14 protein-coding genes are annotated in these 19,007 nt (G+C 60.0%); 10 read left to right on the top strand and 4 right to left on the bottom strand.

Annotated elements, in window-relative coordinates; all coding sequences use genetic code 11:
* Window positions 1–35: 35 nt before the first annotated feature.
* The 8 genes from IC231_RS08855 (at window position 36) to IC231_RS08820 (ending at window position 11,156) form a co-directional block, all read left to right on the top strand.
* Window positions 36–1,754, top strand: a complete 1,719-nt coding sequence (locus IC231_RS08855; protein WP_190784178.1) for a DUF6044 family protein — start codon at window positions 36–38, stop codon at window positions 1,752–1,754.
* A 119-nt stretch (window positions 1,755–1,873) separates the two neighbouring features.
* Window positions 1,874–4,837, top strand: coding sequence for an FtsK/SpoIIIE family DNA translocase (locus IC231_RS20020; RefSeq protein ID WP_211538965.1), 2,964 nt, complete (start codon window positions 1,874–1,876; stop codon window positions 4,835–4,837).
* Between the two features lie 119 nt (window positions 4,838–4,956).
* Window positions 4,957–5,601, top strand: coding sequence for a LolA family protein (locus IC231_RS08845; RefSeq protein WP_190784177.1), 645 nt, complete (start codon window positions 4,957–4,959; stop codon window positions 5,599–5,601).
* Between the two features lie 149 nt (window positions 5,602–5,750).
* Window positions 5,751–7,055 (top strand): DUF2851 family protein, encoded by a 1,305-nt coding sequence (locus tag IC231_RS08840; RefSeq protein WP_190784176.1) that lies wholly within the window; start codon window positions 5,751–5,753, stop codon window positions 7,053–7,055.
* Window positions 7,052–8,320, top strand: coding sequence for a hypothetical protein (locus IC231_RS08835; RefSeq protein WP_190784175.1), 1,269 nt, complete (start codon window positions 7,052–7,054; stop codon window positions 8,318–8,320). Before IC231_RS08840 ends, IC231_RS08835 begins: the two co-directional genes overlap by 4 nt.
* Before the next feature lie 94 nt (window positions 8,321–8,414).
* Complete coding sequence (locus tag IC231_RS08830; protein ID WP_190784174.1) at window positions 8,415–9,047, top strand: NeuD/PglB/VioB family sugar acetyltransferase; 633 nt, start codon at window positions 8,415–8,417, stop codon at window positions 9,045–9,047.
* Between the two features lie 111 nt (window positions 9,048–9,158).
* Entirely contained in the window at window positions 9,159–10,112 is a 954-nt protein-coding gene (gene trhO, locus IC231_RS08825) for an oxygen-dependent tRNA uridine(34) hydroxylase TrhO (protein WP_190784173.1), read from the top strand.
* A gap of 171 nt (window positions 10,113–10,283) precedes the next feature.
* Entirely contained in the window at window positions 10,284–11,156 is an 873-nt protein-coding gene (locus IC231_RS08820; RefSeq protein WP_190784172.1) for a nucleoside phosphorylase, read from the top strand.
* Window positions 11,157–11,441: 285 nt separating this feature from the next.
* Here IC231_RS08820 and IC231_RS08815 read toward each other — a convergent pair whose 3' ends face one another.
* Together IC231_RS08815 and IC231_RS08810 are read right to left on the bottom strand one after the other, a co-directional pair.
* On the bottom strand, window positions 11,442–11,747 hold the full coding sequence (locus IC231_RS08815; RefSeq protein ID WP_190784171.1) for a hypothetical protein: 306 nt from the start codon (window positions 11,745–11,747) through the stop codon (window positions 11,442–11,444).
* Window positions 11,748–11,883: 136 nt separating this feature from the next.
* Complete coding sequence (locus IC231_RS08810) at window positions 11,884–12,897, bottom strand: acyl-CoA reductase (protein WP_190784170.1); 1,014 nt, start codon at window positions 12,895–12,897, stop codon at window positions 11,884–11,886.
* 249 nt (window positions 12,898–13,146) lie between these two features.
* Here IC231_RS08810 and IC231_RS08805 point away from each other — a divergent pair, with 249 nt between their 5' ends.
* The gene (locus IC231_RS08805) at window positions 13,147–13,491 is read left to right on the top strand and encodes a 4Fe-4S dicluster domain-containing protein (protein ID WP_190784169.1); all 345 of its coding nucleotides are present in this window, start codon (window positions 13,147–13,149) and stop codon (window positions 13,489–13,491) included.
* A gap of 163 nt (window positions 13,492–13,654) precedes the next feature.
* Here the strand turns inward: IC231_RS08805 and IC231_RS08800 are convergent, their stop codons facing one another.
* On the bottom strand, window positions 13,655–14,818 hold the full coding sequence (locus tag IC231_RS08800; protein ID WP_223831392.1) for an N-acetyl sugar amidotransferase: 1,164 nt from the start codon (window positions 14,816–14,818) through the stop codon (window positions 13,655–13,657).
* A gap of 79 nt (window positions 14,819–14,897) precedes the next feature.
* On the bottom strand, window positions 14,898–15,788 hold the full coding sequence (locus IC231_RS08795) for a carbon-nitrogen hydrolase family protein (RefSeq protein WP_190784167.1): 891 nt from the start codon (window positions 15,786–15,788) through the stop codon (window positions 14,898–14,900).
* A 327-nt stretch (window positions 15,789–16,115) separates the two neighbouring features.
* Between IC231_RS08795 and IC231_RS08790 the strand changes: the two genes are divergently transcribed.
* Window positions 16,116–18,746 carry a valine--tRNA ligase gene (locus IC231_RS08790; RefSeq protein WP_190784166.1) on the top strand — a complete coding sequence of 877 codons (2,631 nt, stop codon included), beginning with the start codon at window positions 16,116–16,118 and terminating at the stop codon, window positions 18,744–18,746.
* The last annotated feature ends 261 nt before the right edge of the window (window positions 18,747–19,007 follow it).

The raw sequence follows: 19,007 nt of genomic DNA, 5'->3' as shown, positions 1-19,007 counted from the left end.
GAGCGGCGGGGTACTTTTGCAACAAACTTACTAGCGTGCCATCAAAACCTACTGATTCGCCCCGGTTTTCACCGTTGCTGCTGGCACTGCTGGGCTTGCTGCTGTTTCTGTTGCCATACGGCATTCTGCTGGCGCATAGTTACGTTACAATCGACGATAATCTGGATGCGGAATTGAATATTCCCTATCTGCTTGTCCATCACGGGATAATATTTGACTACCAAGCGTCGGCAACAGTGCCCGCCATCATGGATGGGTTGCCGCGCAACGCGCTACGCTCGGGCCTGAATGCGGGCATGGGCCTGTTTGCGCTTTTCCCGCCCTGGGCCGCCTACCTGGTGCAGCAGGCGCTGGTGCGGCTGCTGGGGCTGCTGGGAATGTACGCGCTGCTGCGGCAGGAACTGCTGCAAGCACCTCGGGCTAAACCCGTAGCGGCCGCTATAGCGCTCTGCTGGGCCGTGCTGCCGCTGTATGCCGTCTACGGCCTGTCGGTGGCGGGGCAGCCGGCGCTGCTGCTGGCGTTTCTGGCGTTGCGGCGGCGGGCGGCGCGGTGGTGGCACTGGGTGATTATCGTTGGGTTTCCGCTCTGGAGCATGTTCGTGTTTGTGGGGCCGTTTGTGCTGGCCGCGCTGGGAGGGCTGTGGCTCCGGGACTGGTGGCGGGCCCGCCGCCCAAACTGGGTATTTTTGCTGGGGGTATTCCTGCTGTTGAGTGTGTACCTGCTGGTAGAATGGCCGTTGTTCTACTCTTTGCTGGTTGCCCGGCAGTTTGTGCCACACCGGCTGGAGTTTGATCTGGCACAGCTGACTCCACTGGGCCTGAAGGCCGGGCTGCGCAGTGCCGGCCAGTTCTTTCTGATGGGGCAGTACCACGCCAGCCGGTTTCTGCGCGTGGCGGTGCTGCTGGCCATAGCGGTGGCCGTAGTCCTGGCCCCGGCCGGACAGCGCGCCGTCCGCTGGCGCCGCCTGCTGCCGTGGCTGCTGGGACTGGCCGGGCTGGCGCTGTTCAGCGGATTCTACCCGCAGCTGGTAGCGCTAGGACAAAACCGGCTGCCGCTGCTGGGCGTATTCAACTTTGGGCGCTTCCACTTTCTGGCGCCGCTGCTCTGGTTCTGGCTGCTGGCCTTGGCTCTGCGTTACTTGTCTGGCCGGTGGCAGGCAGTAGTAGTGGCGCTGCAGCTGCTCGTTGGCCTCGGCATGAACATGGAGTGGCTGAATAATATGCGTGAGCTGGCCGGCCGGCCCGATCCGCACGAGCCCAACTACACGGCTTACGTGGCGCTGGACTTGTTTCAGCTGGTGCAGCAGACCATTCGTCAGGAGTCGGGCCTGTTGCCGGAGCAGTACCGGGTGGCGTGCCTGGGCCTGCCGCCGGCCGTAGCCCAGCTCAACAATTTTTACACCCTCGATTCGTATCAGAACAACTACCCATTGGCCTACAAGCACCGGTTTCGCCCCATCATTGCCGGCGAGCTGGCCAAAAGCCCGGAGCTGCGCCGCTACTTTGATGCCTGGGGCAACCGGTGCTACCTGTTTTCGGCGGAGCTGGGCAAGGATTTTCGGGTCGGCGCGTTTCAGCAGCGTGTGGTGCAGGATTTCGCCTTCGATACGGCTGCATTCCGGCGGCTGGGCGGGCGCTATGTGCTGTCGGCGGCGAAGCTGGCTACACCGGACCAGAGTGGTCTGCAGCTGGCGGGCGTGTTTGAGCAGCCCGCCGCATACTGGCGAATATGGCTCTACAAACTGAAGCAATGAGTGGCTGATCTGCTGTGGATTGACCTGAAAATGGTTGATTTGCTTCCGTCATTACCCGGTTGCTACCCTACTTAGTTACTCACCGGAATTACCTAGATTTGGCCCTTTGGTGCGTGAGAATGGCAAAAAATACCTACAAGCAAGACCCCACCCCCGTTAACCGGGCCAACGAGCCGCGGCCGAACCGTGCGAACCAGCCCCGGGCGGCTGCGCCCGAACCTGTGGCCGCCCCCCGCGAAAACCGGCGGGCTGCCGAACCGAAGGCGGCTCCCAAGCCTCCGCGCAAGCCGCTGAAACTGCCCTCCCTGAACCTGGGGAACCTGTTTGGTTTCCTGCGCGACCGGCGCTTTCAGCTGTTTCTGGGCTTCTTCTTCCTGCTTGGCTCCCTGTACCTGACCTTCGCATTCTTCTCGTTCCTGTTTACCGGACACGCCGACCAGAGCGTGGTGGAAGGCCTGGATCAGACGCCGGTGAAGGAAGCCGGCAAGCAGTCGGGCAACTGGCTGGGACTTATCGGGGCTATGGCGGCGCAGGTCCTGATTTACAAGGGGTTCGGCGTGGCCGCGTTTGCCCTGATTCCGATTGTCTTCTTTCTGGGCTACAAGATTGTGTTCCGGCGTGCCGGGGTTTCGGTGAGCTATGTGCTGGCGCTGTGCCTGTTCATTATGGGCTGGCTGAGTGTGTTGCTGGGCTACGTGGTGCTTACTATGCAGGCTCCCGATGCCGACCCCAACCTGGGCTACCGCCTCGACTTTCTGAGCGGCGGTATCGGCTACGAAGCTGCCGTATGGCTCGACAGCCTCATTGGCTGGGGCACAGTGCTGCTGCTGGCCTTCCTGCTGATTTCCTTCGTGGTGTATTTCTTCAACGTCACGTCTATCACGCTGCCCCGCTTTGGAGCGGAGGGCGAAGAAAATGAGGAAGATACCGTACAGGATGGCCTGAGCAGCCGCCCGGCCAGTCGTGCTGCTGCGCCTGCTGCATTCGATGCCCGAAACGAGCCGGAAGAAGAGCCCGACCTCGGCATCACCGTGCGTGATATCCGGCCGGCGGCCACGCGTCCGGTTCCGGTGCCCGCTTTGGCAGCGGAAGAGGAGGAAGAAGACCTGGAAGAGGAGTTTGGCACGCCCGATGCACCGGTGGTTACAACCGGTTCTGTGGCTTCGCCGGCCTTCACCATGGCTGCTGGCATGGCCGGAGCTGCTGGTGCAGCTGTGCCGTTGAGCGTAGCGGCTGCTGGCGCCGGACTGAGTGCCGCCAGTGCTGCCGCTACCGTAGCCTCGGCTGGCGCCGCGGCCCCCGCCAAAGGCCCCAGCTTCTCGATAGAAGCACCCACCGACCCGGAGCCGCTGACTCCCACTGCTGCCCGTGTGCCCACGCCTCTGTCCATGGACGATCTGGCCGATGCCGACATGCCCTTGCCGGCCGCTACGCCCGTTGTGCCCGTCACCACGCATCAGCCCACTTTTCAGATTGAAACCAAGCCCGGCGAGCTGGACCCCGCCGCCGGCGCCGACATGGCCTCCATTGCCGACGACGATGAGGATGCTGATACTATGCCTGCCGTCAACTACGACCCTACGCTGGACCTCTCGCGCTACCAGTATCCTACACTGGAGCTGCTCAATGACTACGGCGTTGCGAAAGCGCAGGTGACCAAGGAGGAACTGGAGGCCAACAAGGACCGCATTGTGGAGACGCTGGGCCACTACGGCATCAACATCGCCAGCATTAAGGCCACCATCGGCCCCACAGTTACGCTCTACGAAATCGTGCCCGATGCCGGGGTGCGTATCTCCAAAATCAAGAGCCTGGAAGACGATATTGCCCTGAGCCTCGCGGCGTTGGGCATCCGCATCATTGCCCCCATTCCGGGCAAGGGCACCATTGGTATTGAGGTGCCGAACACCAAGAAGGAGATGGTAAGCATCCGTTCGGTGTTTGCTACCGAGAAGTTTGCGCACACTGAAATGGACCTGCCGATTGCCTTCGGCCGCACCATCACCAACGAGGTGTTTGTAGTAGATCTGGCCAAGATGCCCCACTTGCTGATGGCCGGGGCCACCGGCCAGGGCAAATCGGTGGGTCTGAACGTAATTCTGGCTTCGCTGCTCTACAAGCGCCACCCCGCGCAGCTGAAGTTTGTGCTCGTCGACCCCAAGAAGGTGGAACTGAGCATCTTCAACAAGATTGAGCGCCATTTCTTGGCCAAGCTGCCCGACACTGAGGAAGCCATCATCACCGACACCAAGAAGGTGGTGAACACGCTCAACTCCTTGTGCATGGAAATGGACAAGCGCTACGACCTGTTGAAGGATGCGGGCTGCCGTAACCTGAAGGAATACAACCGCAAGTTCATCGAGCGCCGCCTCAACCCGAAGAAGGGCCACCGCTTCATGCCCTTCATCGTGCTGGTGATTGACGAACTGGCCGACCTGATGATGACGGCCGGCAAAGAGGTGGAAACGCCTATTGCCCGTCTCGCGCAGCTGGCCCGCGCCATCGGTATTCACCTGATTGTGGCCACCCAGCGGCCTTCGGTGAACGTGATTACCGGTATCATCAAGGCCAACTTCCCCTGCCGCATTTCCTTCAAGGTGACTAGCAAAATCGACTCGCGCACCATCCTCGACGCCGGTGGCGCCGACCAGTTGGTAGGCCAGGGCGACATGCTGATTTCGCAGGGCTCCGACATCATTCGGGTGCAGTGCGCCTTCATTGATACGCCTGAGGTAGACCGTCTCTGCGACTATATCGGGGAGCAGCAGGGCTACCCGGATGCGTATCTGCTGCCCGAAGTGGTGGGCGAAAGCGGCGGTGGCAGCGGCGACATGGAGGATATGGACCCCTCGCAGCGCGACGCCATGTTCGAGGAAGCGGCCCGCGTCATTGTCACGCACCAGCAGGGCAGCACCTCGCTGCTGCAGCGCCGCCTGAAGCTGGGCTACAACCGCGCCGGCCGCCTCATCGACCAGTTGGAGCATGCCGGCATTGTGGGTCCGTTTGAGGGCAGCAAGGCCCGGGAGGTATTAATTCCGGATGAGTACAGTTTGGAACAGTTGTTGAATACGCTCCCGAAATAAGCGTCCGAAAATGTTCAGGAGTCCAATACGGAAGGTTTTTCTACTTCTTTTTGTTCTCGCTTAAACAAAGTGGCCTCTTGCACGTCTCTGTACTCAACCTACCGAATCACCTTTTTGCAATGAAAAAATACCTCGCCTTGCTTGCCCTGTCCGTGTCGCTCTTGTCGGCCGCTTCGGCGCAGCAGGATCCCAAAGCCGGCAAGATTCTCGACCAGATGAGCGCCAAGTACCAGACGATGAAAGCCTTCCGGGCCAACTTCACGCAGACCCTGGAAAATGATGCCACCAAAGTCAAAGAAAATCTAAGCGGCGACATTCTGGTAAGCGGGCAGAAGTTCCGGCTGAAAATCAGCGGCCAGGAAGTCATCAACAACGGCCAGACCGTGTGGGCCTACATGAAGTCGGAAAACGAAGTAACCATTTCCGACAACGAGCCTGATGAGCAGGAAATTTCGCCTTCTCAGATCTACACGCTGTATAAAAAAGGCTACAAGTACTCCTATGTGCAGGAAGCCAGGGAAGGCGGTGAGGCCGTGGACGTCATCGAACTGTCGCCGGAAGACCGCAACAACCCGGTTTTCAAGGTTCGTCTGAAGGTGAGCAAAGCCGATAAATCGGTGAAAAGCTGGCAGATGTTCAAGAAGAACGGCAACCGCTATACCTTCAAAATCAACAAGTTTACGCCGAATGTGCCCGTGGATGCTACCACGTTCAACTTCGACAAAGCCAAATACAAAGGCGTGAAGGTCATTGACCTGCGCTAGGCAGTTCTGCCACTCTGGCTGGCCCGCTTCTGCTTCGTGCAAAAGCGGGCCGGTTTGGTTTTAGAGCGCAACTAACTCTACAGGCATGGAAATCAAAACAGGACATTCCGTTTCCTGTATCTTGTCCGCTCATATGTAGATATAGCGTTATGCAAGAAGATTTTCTCCACTACGTCTGGCAGTATCAGTATTTCGATAAGACGGATTTAAAAACCACTGCCGGCGAACTGATAACCGTGCTTAAGCCCGGCATGCGCAATTCCGATGCTGGGCCTGACTTCCTGAATGCCCGCTTGCAGTTGGGCGAAGTGGAGTGGAACGGCGCAGTGGAAATCCATATCCGGGCCTCCGACTGGCACCGCCACCAGCACCAGCACGACCCGAAATACGACCAGGTAGTGCTGCATGTGGTCTATGAAGCGGACCAGCCCGTGCGCCGTCTCGATGGGAGCGAGGTGCCCGCTCTGGCCCTGGCTCCGCGCCTTGCCCCCGCGCTGCTGCATACCTATGAGCGGCTTGTGGCACCGCCGGGTACGGCCGAAGCACTGCCGTGCGCCCCGCTACTGAGCACCGTGCCCGATATTACGCGGATAAGCATGGCGGAACGCGCCTTGCTGGAGCGGGTAGAGCAGAAAGCGGCCGTTGTGGCAGAGCTGCACGAGCAGCTGAAGCAGGACTGGGAAGCCACGGCCTACCATGCGCTGGCGGCTGCCTTCGGATTCCAGAAAAACAGTGAGCCGCTGGCTCGTCTGGCTAAGGCCCTGCCGCTGCCTGTCCTGCGCCGCCACCGCCACGACGCCCGCCAGCTGGAGGCGCTGCTGTTTGGGCAGGCCGGCTTCCTGGCTGAGAATGAGAATACCCGCACAGATGCTTATATAGCCGGCCTGCGGCAGGAATTTGAGTTTCTGCGCCACAAGTACAGCCTGCACGGCACGGCACTGGCCGCCCACGAGTGGAGTTTTCTGCGGATGCGGCCCGCCAACTTCCCACCGGTTCGGCTGGCGCAGCTGTCGGCCGTGCTGCATGCCCGCCCCGCCCTGTTCGATGCCCTGCTTTCGGCCGCTGATGTACCTACTCTGATGCGCTTTTTTCAGGTACCTACCACCGACTACTGGCGCGGGCATTACCGGCCGGGTGTGCCGGGCAAGGTGCCCGCGCTGGGCAAAAGCAGTATCCAGATGCTGATTACCAATGTGGTAGTACCACTGCGCGTAGCGTATGCGCGGCACGTAGGCCAGCCGGAGCTGGTGGAAAGCGCCGTAGCGCTGCTCAGTCAGCTGCCCGCTGAGCATAACCACCTCACCGATGCGTATGCCGCGCAGGGATTTGTGCAGCGTACCGCCGCCGATTCGCAGGGGCTGCTGGCGCTGCATCGGGGCTACTGCACGCCGCGCCGCTGCATGCAGTGCGCCATCGGGAGCCGGATTCTGCAACGTGATAGTACCGTCCGGTGAAGCAGCTGCTGGTAGCATTGGTACTGAATAGTGGCCTGCTGCTGCTGGTGTGGCGCTGGCTTCGGCTCCGGCTGGCCGAGCCGCTCCTGGGCCGCTGGCTGCTGCCGCTGCTGGCCCTGAAAGTGCTGGCCTGTGCCGTAGCCACCTACTTCATCGGCGGCGACCCACTGTACTATTTCGGCTGGTCATGCTCCGTCAATCAGCAGCTCTGGGCCGACCCGGCTGCCTGGCTGCACACGCTGGGAAGCAACGAGTTTCACTTTGGCGGGCGGCATCTGGTTTTTCACGGGTTTTCAAATACGCTGTTCTTTATCAAGCTGCTGTCGGGGCTGCAGCTGGCTGGCAATGGCAGCGCTTTGCTGATGGGGCTTTACTGTTCCCTGTTTTGCTTTGTGGCCAGCTGGGAGCTGGTTCGGGCCGTAGTCCGAATCTGGCCTGCTACGCCCGCCGGAGCCGTACTGGTTGGTTTTCTGATGTGGCCGAGCGTCGTGTACTGGACGTCGGGCATCACGAAGGAAAGCCTGCTGGTAGGGAGCGGAGCGGCGGTGGTAGCGCTGGTACTGGGCTGGCTCTATGGTGGCCGGCGGGTGCGGCCCGGGGCAGTGGTTTTGGCCCTGGCGCTGGCGGTGCTGCACTTTCAGATGCGCTTCTTTTTTGCCGGGCTTCTGCTGGCCGTATTGTCAGGCCTGGGGCTGATACGGGTGGCCGAGCGGCTGCTGGGCCGCTCTCGGCGCGAGGTGGCGGTGCTGCTGCTGGCCGGATGGCTGCTGGGCGGGGCCTGGATGCTGGGAGAAATCAGCCCGGTGTTCAGCCTCAATAAGTTTACCAGCCGCCTGCTCATCAACTACCACACACTGCAGCAGAATTCCGGCAGCCGCCCGCACCTCAACTATCCCGACCTGCGGCCTACGGGCACGAGCCTTCTGCAGCACACCCCGCAGGCAGTTGCCGCCACCCTGAGCCGTCCCTGGCCCTGGGAGGGAAGTGGCGTGCTGTATGTTGCGGCCGGCCTCGAAAACCTGCTGCTGCTGGCCCTGCTGCTATGGGCGGCCATAGAAACAGCCCGAGGGCGGCCGGGCAGTCTGCCGTTTGCGGTGGTGGTGGCGCTGCTGGCGTATTGTCTGCTGCTGGCTGCGCTGCTGGGCCTGAGTACGCCCAATCTGGGCACACTCAACCGGTATCGGGTGGCCCTGCTGCCGTATCTGCTGTGGCTGGGGCTGCAGCATCCGCATGCGGCCCGTTGGCTGCGGCGCATCGGCCTGTGAGGCCGGTGCCGGCTGCTGGTGAGGCATACGAGCAAACGAATCCTTAAATTTGCGTTTTGGAACTCTGCCGGCCGCTGGCCGCTTTTCGCTTCGCATGGAAAATCCTATCATCATACTCGGTGCCCAAACGGTGGGTACCTCTGCCCTCGATGCCTTCCTTTCTAACGACTTGGTGGTCTATTGCCTCCTCGACGACGATACCAAACTGCAAAACACCGAGCTGTTTGATGTGCCCGTGATGGGCAGCACCGACGACAAAGAGCTGCTCAAGCTGCTGGGCAAAAAGTGTGAGGTGTTCGTGGCTACCGAAGACACGGCCAGCCGCCGCAGCCTCACCAACATGCTGCACGAAGAGTATCAGGCAGTGCCCGTCAATGCCATTCACCAGCGCGCCAGCGTGTCGGTGCACGCATGGCTGGGCCATGGCAACCTGATAAGCGCCAACGCCGTGGTAGTGGGCACGGCCAAAATCGGTAATGGCTGCCTGATCGGACCCAATGCCGTGGTGGATGCCCGCGCCGAGCTGGGCGACTACGCGCAGCTTGGGGCCGGTGCCATCCTCAACGCCGACGTATCGGTAGGGGAGCAGGCCTTTATTGGGGCGGGAGCTATAGTGGTGGCCGGCGTCAAAATCGGCAACAAAGCCCGTATCGGCGCTGGCTCGGTGGTGGTGTCCGATGTACCTGCCAATCAAACGGTGTTCGGCAACCCTGCTGCCAAGGTTTAATTAGTAATTGATAATTAAGAATGAATGATTGAGTTGTTACACTGGCTGCCAGCGGCTTTGAAACTCAGGCATCAATTCTTAATTACTAATTCTTAATTATTAATTCAAAAGATGGACTACCACGTTCTACTGTACTACTGCTACACCCAGATTGAAGACCCGGAGCAGTTCCGCGACGAGCATCATCGGCTGTGCCTGCGCCTGAACCTGCGGGGCCGCATCATCGTGGCCCCCGAGGGCCTGAACGGCACCGTGTCGGGCATGGTGGCCGACTGTGCGGAGTATATGCGCCTGGTGAAGGCCGATCCGCGCTTTGCGGCGCTGGAATTTAAAGTGGAGCCCGCAGCCGCGCACACCTTCCAGAAGCTGCACGTGCGCGTGAAGCCAGAAATCGTGCACGTGGGCCTGCCGCACATCAAGCCCTACGAGCGGACCGGCGTGCACCTCTCGCCGCAGGAGTTCCGTGCCCTGAAGGATCAGGACGACGTGGTGGTGCTGGACGTGCGCTCCGACTACGAGCATGAGCTGGGCCGCTTTAAAAATGCCGTGACTCTCGACATCGAAAACTTCCGCGAGTTTCCGGACAAGGTGGCCGAGCTGGAGCAATACAAGGGCAAGAAAATCCTGACGTACTGCACCGGCGGTATCAAGTGCGAGAAGGCCAGCGCCTTCCTGCTGGAGCAGGGCTTCGAAGACGTGTACCAGCTGCATGGCGGCATTATCAAATACGGCCTGGAGGCTGGGGGTGAGGATTTCGACGGCAAGTGCTACGTGTTTGACGGCCGCGTGGCCGTGGACGTCAACAGCGTAAATCCCACCATCATCAGCCACTGCCACCACTGCGGCACGCTCTCCGACCGAATGGTGAACTGCGCCAATCCGCACTGCAACGCCCACGTGCCGCTCTGCGAAACCTGCGGTCAGCAATTGGAAGGAGCCTGCTCTGCTACCTGCCTAGAGCACCCCGACAAGCGCCCTTATGATGGCACCGGCACCTACCCCAAAATCAGCAACCACTACAGCCCCGAGCAGGGCCTGATTTCTTACCGCGCCCCGGCCCGGTAAGCTCTCCGCACTACCCGGTCAGGACCTTGTCCTGCTGGAATGGCTGTCGTCTGCACGACTCGTTCCGGCGCGACAAGGTCCTTTTCGTTCTGCAGTAGCCTTGGTTTGGCAGCTGCCCGATGTTTCGTTTTTCAGTACCATTGCACCTTTCTCTCCTAAATCCCTCCCGCTATGCCCATCGCCGACTCCGAATTTATCCTCAACAAGGATGGCAGCATCTACCACCTGAATCTGCAGCCCGACCATATTTCCGATACCATCATCACCGTCGGCGACCCGGAACGGGTGCCGCTCGTCAGCCAGCACTTCGACTCCATTGAGACGGTGATGCAGAAGCGCGAGTTTGTGACCCATGTGGGCTACTACAAAGGCAAGCGCCTCACGGTCATCAGCACCGGTATGGGCACCGACAATATTGATATTCTGCTCAATGAGCTGGATGCGCTGGTCAACATCGACTTCGTGACGCGGGAGCCGCGGCCGCTGGAAGAGCGGATTGCGCTGCGCATCGTGCGTGTGGGCACCAGTGGCGCGCTGCAGGCCGACATTCCGGTGGGCTCGCACCTGGTGACGGAGCACGCCGTGGGCCTCGACTCGCTGATGCAGTTTTATCCGCTGGTGGAAACCGGCCTGGAAGTGGAAGTAGCCAGCGGCGTGCAGCAGGCGCTGGGCCTGAGCTACCGCCCGTACTGTGTGCGGGGCACCGATTTGCTGCGCGAGCAGCTGGGCGCGGGCATGGTAGTCGGCAATACGCTCACCTGCCCCGGCTTCTACGGGCCGCAGGGCCGCGTACTGCGCCTCGACCTGCGCATCCCCGACCTGATTCAACAGTTCCAGAATTTCCGCTACCAGAGCGCCGAGGGCGAGTTCCGCCTCACCAATTTCGAGATGGAAACGGCCGGCTACTACGCGCTGGGCCGCATGCTGGGCCATGAGGTAGTGTCGCTGAACGCTATTGTGGCCAACCGCGCCACCGGCGAATTTGCCACCAACTCAGAAGACGTTGTCAACGACCTGATTCAGAAAACGCTGGACCGTATCTAGTAGCGCAGTTCCGGCAGTCACTGTGTGGCTTCCCCAGAGTGCATGAGCGGCGTAGGATAGGCCCTCGTACGGCCCGGAAGTCGTGTCGAAGCCTCTGGAAACCGTGTCGAAAGGCCCGGAGGTCGTGTCGAAAGCCCCGGAAGTCGTGTCGAAAGCCTCCGGGATTCGCTGAGCTGGTTTGAAAGAGGTTCAACAAAAAAGGCGCTTCATCTGAAGCGCCTTTTTTGTGGCTGCGTTGAGTGCGGACGCCGGGAAACCGGCGCCGTCACCGTGAAAAGCCGGGGGTTAATAGAAGTCGAAGGCCAGGACGGCGTGCAGGGGCAGGGTGATGCCGGACTTGAGCGTGAGGTAGTCCTGGTGCGTGGCCCAGATGGTGGTATACACGCGCTTCACGGCGCCATCGGCCGTCTGGAAGTAAATATCCAGCTTGCCGTGGTAGTTATTGCCGAGGCTGGTGGCCCGTTCCGCATCATGGCGGCGCTGTTTTACGTCGGCCGGATCGGTCAGCACGTCGTCGTGGGGGAAGCTCAGGGTCGGGATGAGGTCTTTATCGATTACCTCGGCAGCGAGAGTCTGGAGTGGCAGAGACATAAAAGGGGAGGCTAAAGGTCAGAGAACAGCAGAAGGCCGGAATATGGCCGCAAGCCAATGAGGAATTCATGAGGCAGATACCACAGAACCCGAGGTGGTGCGAGGCGAAAACCGTGCCTTACCGTTCTGCTGTGTTTTACGCTAGCTCCGCCAAAAAGGCCATCGTATCTACGCCATCAGCATAATCGGACACGGCAGGGCGCTGCGCCCGCCCAAACGGAAAGCTGCCGGCCCACTGTCCGCCCCCCGACACAATGCACTGCGTCTGAGCGGCTACATCAGTCAGCTGATCCACCAGGTCCACTTCGTTGGAATACGTGCTGTAGTGCAGCACCGAAATCGGGGAAACCAGCTGGGCGCTTTCCGTGAGCAGCAGAAATCCGGTGTCGAGGTGCGGCACGCGGTTCACGAGCAGAATGCTCTTGTTGTAGTCGTAGTTGTTCTGGTATTTGTGGTGGTCGGGGATATGGTGCCAGGGCTGCAATGAGTCGAGCAGCGGCGTGAAATCGTAGGTATGAGGCACATACAGCTTGCTTACGTTGCGGCAGCCCAGGCCGTAGTAGCGGAAAATGTCCTCTCCCAGCAGGCCCAGGTCGTGGGCCTCTTCGCGGCCGGTCAGCACGGCTACGCTGGTGCGGTTGCGCCGGATGATGTTGGGTTTCTTGCCGAAATAATACTCGAAGTAGCGGGCCGTGTTGTCTGAGCCGGTGGCAATGAAGGCATCGGCCGCGTTGAGGCGGTCGGCTATCTGAATCTGGTCGGCGAAGCGCGGCTCCAGGCGCTTGAGTTGCTCCAGAATCCACTGCATCAGCACGGTGTCGTCTTTGCTGAGCTTGGCCAGCAGCGTGTGGCCGCTCAGCAGTACGCACAGCGCATCATGGAAGCCTACCAGCGGAATATTGCCGGCCATCACCACACCTATCTGCCGGGGCGTAGCAGGTTCGGCGGGGTAGCGGGCGGCCCAGTGGCGCAGGCTGTCTTCCGACAGAAGCCCGGCCACTCCCCGGATTGCTGATTCAACGTTGGGCGTATCAAACCAGGCATTCTGGTTGCGGGCGCGCGACGTGAGCGAAGCCAGCTCCTCCTCGGGGAGGCGGCTCAGCAGCTGGCCCAAGGCAACAAAGGCCGTAAGTCGTTCGGAATGGGTCATGAGCGGGAGTAGAGTAGCGAAAAAAGGGCGGTGGCGAAGCCGAAACGCCGGAACAGTTGCCGGCAAACAGACGCAAGAACGGCAAACGAGGCGTTTCGGGCGTCGGGCGTCGCATTATCTGGGGCCGGCATCAGCAAAAAACTCGCAAGGGTACGAGTTAGTTTCTACTTTTGCCTACCGGTTAGGCTGCCATGTAGCCTTTTTCTGCGTTATAACGTTCCGACTACTCACTTAACTGATTCGAAGGCTATGGCCATCATGATAACCGACGAGTGCATCAACTGTGGTGCCTGCGAACCGGAATGCCCCAATACGGCCATCTACGAAGGCGGCGCCGCCTGGCGCTGGTCTGATGGCACCACGCTGAAGGAAGTAACCATCGATGGAGGCCAGACCGTGTCCGGGGTAGCACCCCAAACGCCCGTTTCCGACGAGTACTACTACATCGTGTCCGACAAGTGTACGGAATGCGTTGGCTTCCATGAGGAGCCGCAGTGCGCTGCCGTATGCCCCGTGGACTGCTGCGTGGATGACCCCGACTACCGCGAATCACAGGAGAAGCTGACGGCCAAGAAAGAGTGGCTGCACAGCTAATCACAGATGATACAGATGCTTGGATATCACAGATTTTATTTGTGTTCTGTTCCGGACTCAATCGTCCAAAAAGAAGAGGCTTGCCGACTGGCAAGCCTCTTCTTTTTGCGAATCAACCATCAAAAAATCTGCTAAATCAAAAATATCTGCACCATCTGTGATTTTAGGTGCCGCAGTTGAAATACTTGTCGTAGGCTGATTCCGGAATCAGGTTCAGGCGGCTGAGCACCTTGATGGGCCAGCGCAGCTGCCGGATAAGCGCGTAGTTGTTGGGATAATCCCGGAAGGTTTTGGGGGGACTGGCTACAATCTGCTCAAACTCTTCCCGCGTCAGGCCCAGCCGCTTGATGCACAGGTTAATCACCTTTTCATCCTCAATCTTATTGACGTGGCTGACGCGTTCCAGCGCCACCTCGCGGGACATCTGCCCGGAACGCACCAGCGCCGAATAGTTGAACAGCCGCCGGTCGATGTTGAATTTGGTGCGGTTGAGGTAGTAGATGACGCTCTGATACAGGTCGTCGAAGTAGTGTGCGCCGGGGTTCACCCAGTCCAGTTCCCGCTCCAGCAGTTCATCCACATCGGCCCGCACATAGTCCACGTGGTAGAGCAGGGTCACGGTTTTGATGCGGCGGATGAAGGCGTAGTAAAACATCTGCGGAATATCGAGGTGAAAGCCGGGGTCATCGGCTTTCCAGGGGCGCAGCGGCACGGTGCCGAACCGCTTGTGCACGGCCTTCAGGTACTTGCCATCGAGGTAGTTCCAGGTGAGCGGCGCAATGCCCTCGGTCCGGAACGACTGCCCGATAATAATGCGCTGAATGCCTTCCTTGGCCGCTACGCCATAGAGGGCGGTGGCAATTCCCACATCGGTGCCTTCCTCCATATCGGGAGTCGAGGCTTTGAGGAAGGCAATTTTCAGGTCCTTGGATTCGCGCCAGTCGGAGGTGATGGTGCGCATTTCCACCCCCAGCTTGCGGCAGGCCTTAATCATGTTTTCGCCGGCTACCGGGTTGCCGAATCCGTCGTTGAAATGCACCGCCAGCGGCCGCAGGCCCAGTTTCACTACGCAGTACCAGAGCGTAAAGGACGAGTCACGGCCACCGCTCACTCCCAGCACGCAGTCGTATTTTTTGCCTTTGCCCAGCTGTTTGATGTCAGCGGCTATTTCCTGCACTTTACGTTTGCCGGCTTCGCCTAACGGGAAAGCCTGGTCCATGTGGTCGTGTACGGCGCAGAAGTTGCATTCACCTCGCTTGTCGAACTGAATACCAGGAACAGTGGTATCCATGATGCAGCGGGTGCACTGTTGGTAAAGTTGAGTCATGTAGTAACGAAACGGAATATGCCTGCAAGTTGGCATAACCGAATTAAGCTCATATTAAAAAAAGCGTATGTTCGGGAAATTAACCCGGCAATACGTCGAAACGAAAACCTTTGCGCAGCAGCATTTCCCCAATCTGCGTCCCTTTTTCTGCCCGTACAGGCCGTGGTAGTTCTGCCACGACTAGGTCGCCGGCAAACTCATTGAATGTCCCCTGCGCCCGGATGCCCGAGGCATCAACCGCCAGCGAGCAGCCCACGCTTTTTTTGCCCTCGTAGGGCCCGCCCACAATGTAACCCACAGACGTAGTGCCAACAATGGCGACGTTGTAGAGTTGCGCCAGGATGGAATACGGCTTCACCCATTTCTCGCGGTACGGGTCGTCTTCTTCCGTAATGGAATAGTCTACGGTCCAGGAGGAAGGCGACAGGATAAACTCGGCCCCCATGCGGGCCAGCGTGTGCCCGATGCTGAGGCCATCCAGGAAATTGTCGGCACAGATATTCACCCCGATTTTACCGAGTGGCGTGTCCACTACGTTCAGGGTCTGGCCCACGGCGTAGAAAGGCTGCTCGACGGTCAGCAGGTTGATTTTGTGGTATTTGGTGAGGATTTCGCCTTGGGGGTTAATGAGAATGGCGGCGTTATAGTTGTGGCCGTCGGCGCCACGCTCCGTCAGGCCCGCACACACGTACACCTGGTGGCGCAGCGCTTCCTGGCAGAGCCGGTCGGAGTAGAGGCCAGGGATGGGCTGTGCCTCCGTCAGGGCACTGGGATGGGTCCAGGCAAAGTCCAGCGTTTCGGGCAGTAGCACCACGTCGCAGGTCTGGCGGGCGGCCTCGGCAATCATCTGGGCGGCGCGTTCCATGTTGCGCTCTGGCTCCCCGCCCTCTACCAGCAACTGGCCCATACCTACCCGAATAGAACCGGCGAAAGAGGGCGTTGTGGCGGTAGTCGGAGGGGAAGCAGCCACAGCTGGCATAGGTGCCGCTTTGGGGGATGACGGTTTACGAAAGGAGAAAAGAGCCATACGCACGCATCAACTACAGGAAGGAAAACAGGCTAAAACTAAATTGGCAATACCTGCGGCAAGGTGGCGGAAGGTACGCTTGAGAAGTGCCAAAATACGGTTTATGCCAGATATGAGCCCGATAAATATCAGAATTACGGACGTGTAGGGAGCTGGCTGGCCGGCTTTTTACGGCTGCGAAGACCACTGCTGTTACCGGAACAGGGCCATTTCCAGCCCCCGCCCGAAATGCCTACTTTTGCGGGTATTCTGAACTGATTTCCTCCGACGATGTCCATCGCCAAAACCTATACGCCCGCCGACGTTGAAGCCAAATGGTACCAGCGCTGGCAGGAGCAGGGCTTTTTCAAAGCCAAAGCCAACCCCCGCAAGCAGCCCTACACCGTGGTGATTCCGCCGCCCAACGTAACGGGCGTGCTGCACATGGGCCACATGCTCAATAATACCATTCAGGACGTGCTGGTGCGCCGGGCGCGCATGCAGGGCAAGGAAGCGTGCTGGGTGCCCGGCACCGACCACGCCTCTATTGCCACCGAGGCCAAGGTGGTGGCCTTGCTGAAGGAGCAGGGCATCGAGAAAAAGGACCTGACCCGGGAGCAGTTCCTGGAGCACGCCTTTGCGTGGAAGGAAAAGTACGGCGGTATCATTCTGGAGCAGCTCAAGCAGCTGGGCGCCTCCTGCGACTGGGACCGGACGCGCTTCACGATGGAGCCCGAGCTGACCGAGGCCGTGCTGCGCGTGTTCGTGGACCTGCACCAGAAAGGCCTCGTGTATCGTGGCGTCCGGATGGTGAACTGGGACCCGCTGGGCCAGACCGCCTTGTCCGATGAGGAAGTAATTCCCAAGGACGTCATGGCCAAGATGTACCATCTGCGGTATGAAGTGGTAGGGCAGGAGGGCCAGTTCCTGACTGTAGCTACTTCGCGGCCCGAAACTATCATGGCAGACGTGGCCGTGGCGGTGAACCCGAACGACCCGCGCTACACGCACCTGCACGGGGCGAAGGTGCGGATTCCGCTGCTGGGCCGCGAAATTCCGGTGATTCTGGACGAGTACGTGAGCATCGACTTCGGCACGGGTGCGCTGAAGGTGACGCCGGCGCACGATTTGAACGACTACGAGCTGGGCGTGAAGCACAACCTGCCCGTTATCGACATCCTCAACAACGACGGCTCGCTTAACGAAAAAGCGGTGCTCTACGTGGGCCAGGACCGGTTTGCGGCCCGCCGCAACATCGTGAAGGACCTGGAGGAAGCCGGCCACTTGGTGAAGGTGGAGGAGTACGCCAGCATCGTGCAGACCTCGGAGCGCACCAAGGCCGTCATTGAGCCGCGCCTGAGTTTGCAGTGGTTCCTGAAAATGGAGCACCTGGCCAAGCCGGCTTTGGAAGTAGTGGAAAACGATACCGTGAAGCTGCACCCGGCCAAGTTCAAAAATACCTACCGGGTGTGGATGGAAAACGTGCGCGACTGGTGCATCTCGCGGCAGCTGTGGTGGGGCCAGCAGATTCCGGCCTACTACCTGCCCGACGGCACCTACGTGGTGGCCCTCACCGCCGAGGAAGCCCTGATCCAGGCCCGCGAGCAGAGCGGCAACGCCGACCTGCAGCTTTCGGATCTGCGTCAGGACGAGGACGTGCTGGATACCTGGTTTTCGTCGTGGCTGTGGCCGATTTCGGTGTTCGACGGCTTCAAGGATCCCGACAACGCCGACGTCAACTATTTCTACCCCACCAACGACTTGGTGACGGGGCCGGACATCCTGTTCTTCTGGGTGGCCCGCATGATTATGGCCGGGCTGGAATTCCGCAAGGAAGTGCCGTTCCGCAACGTCTACCTCACCGGCATCGTGCGCGACGCCCAGGGCCGCAAGATGAGCAAGCAGCTCGGCAACTCGCCCGATCCGCTGGACCTTATCAAGCAGTTCGGGGCCGATGGCGTACGGACCGGCATGCTGTTCTCGGCCCCGGCCGGCAACGACCTGCTTTATGACGAAAAGCTGGTGGAGCAGGGCCGTAACTTCAGCAACAAGCTCTGGAATGCCTTCCGCCTGATCAAGGGCTGGGAGGTAGATGCCGCGCTGCCTTTCCCCAACGACAAGGCCGTGGAGTGGTTCGGTGCCAAGTTGAACGCCACCATTGTGGAGCTGGACGAGCACTTCGAGAAGTTCCGGATGAGCGACGCGCTGATGACGGTGTACAAGCTGGTGTGGGACGACTTCTGCTCGGAGTACCTGGAGATGATCAAGCCCGCTTACCAGGCCCCCATCGACCCCGAAACGCTGCGCCTGACCACCGGCTTCCTGGAAACCCTGCTCAAGCTGCTGCACCCGTTCATGCCCTTCATCACCGAGGAAATCTGGCACGAGCTGCAGGAGCGCGGCCCCAAGGAGTACGTGTGCGTGGCGGCCTGGCCCAAGGCCCAGCCCGTAGCGGGTGCCGCCGAGGTGCTGGCCCGCATGGAAAAGGCCTTGGCCATCGTGGGTGGCGTGCGCACCATCCGCAACCAGAAGGGCCTGGGCCCCAACAAGCCCCTGACCCTGGCCGCCAAAACCGACGACACCCAGCTGCTGACCGATTACGACGGCATCATCCGCAAGCTGGCCGCCCTCACCGACGTATCGGTGGTGACGGAAGCGCCGGCGGCTTCGGTATGCTTCGTGGCGGGCGGCGCGGAGTTCTTTGTGCCGCTGGAAGGGCAGATTGACCTCGGGGCCGAGAAGGAGCGCCTGACCAAGGAGCTGGAATACGCCCAAGGCTTCCGCGACTCGGTGCTGAAAAAGCTGGCTAACGAGAAGTTCGTGGCCAACGCTAAGCCCGACCTGGTGGAGCGCGAGCGGCAGAAGCTGGCCGACACCGAAGCCAAAATCACGGCCCTGGAGCAAAGCCTGGCGGCGTTGTAGTACTACCGCAATAGAGTAGCTTGAAAAAGGCTGGCTCCCAAGGAGCCGGCCTTTTCTTTTCTCAGCCCAAAGCATGGGGAGAGGCGTGGCGCCTGGTAGTTGGCGGAGCGCTTGCAGGGCAAAATCAAGAGTATTCCGGTTGCAAGGCCCGATTCGAAACTAATTTCTACACCATGTGCCACTCTACTGCCGAAAGCGTGTCTGTGGCTTCGGCTGGTCGGCGAAACCAGCGGATGATTTGTGGGTTTTCAAGGGCAGAAA

The organism is Hymenobacter duratus (assembly GCF_014698995.1).
Classification (GTDB): domain Bacteria; phylum Bacteroidota; class Bacteroidia; order Cytophagales; family Hymenobacteraceae; genus Hymenobacter; species Hymenobacter duratus.
Note: the sequence above shows the minus strand (reverse complement) of the source record. Positions and strands in the feature narration are given on the sequence as shown.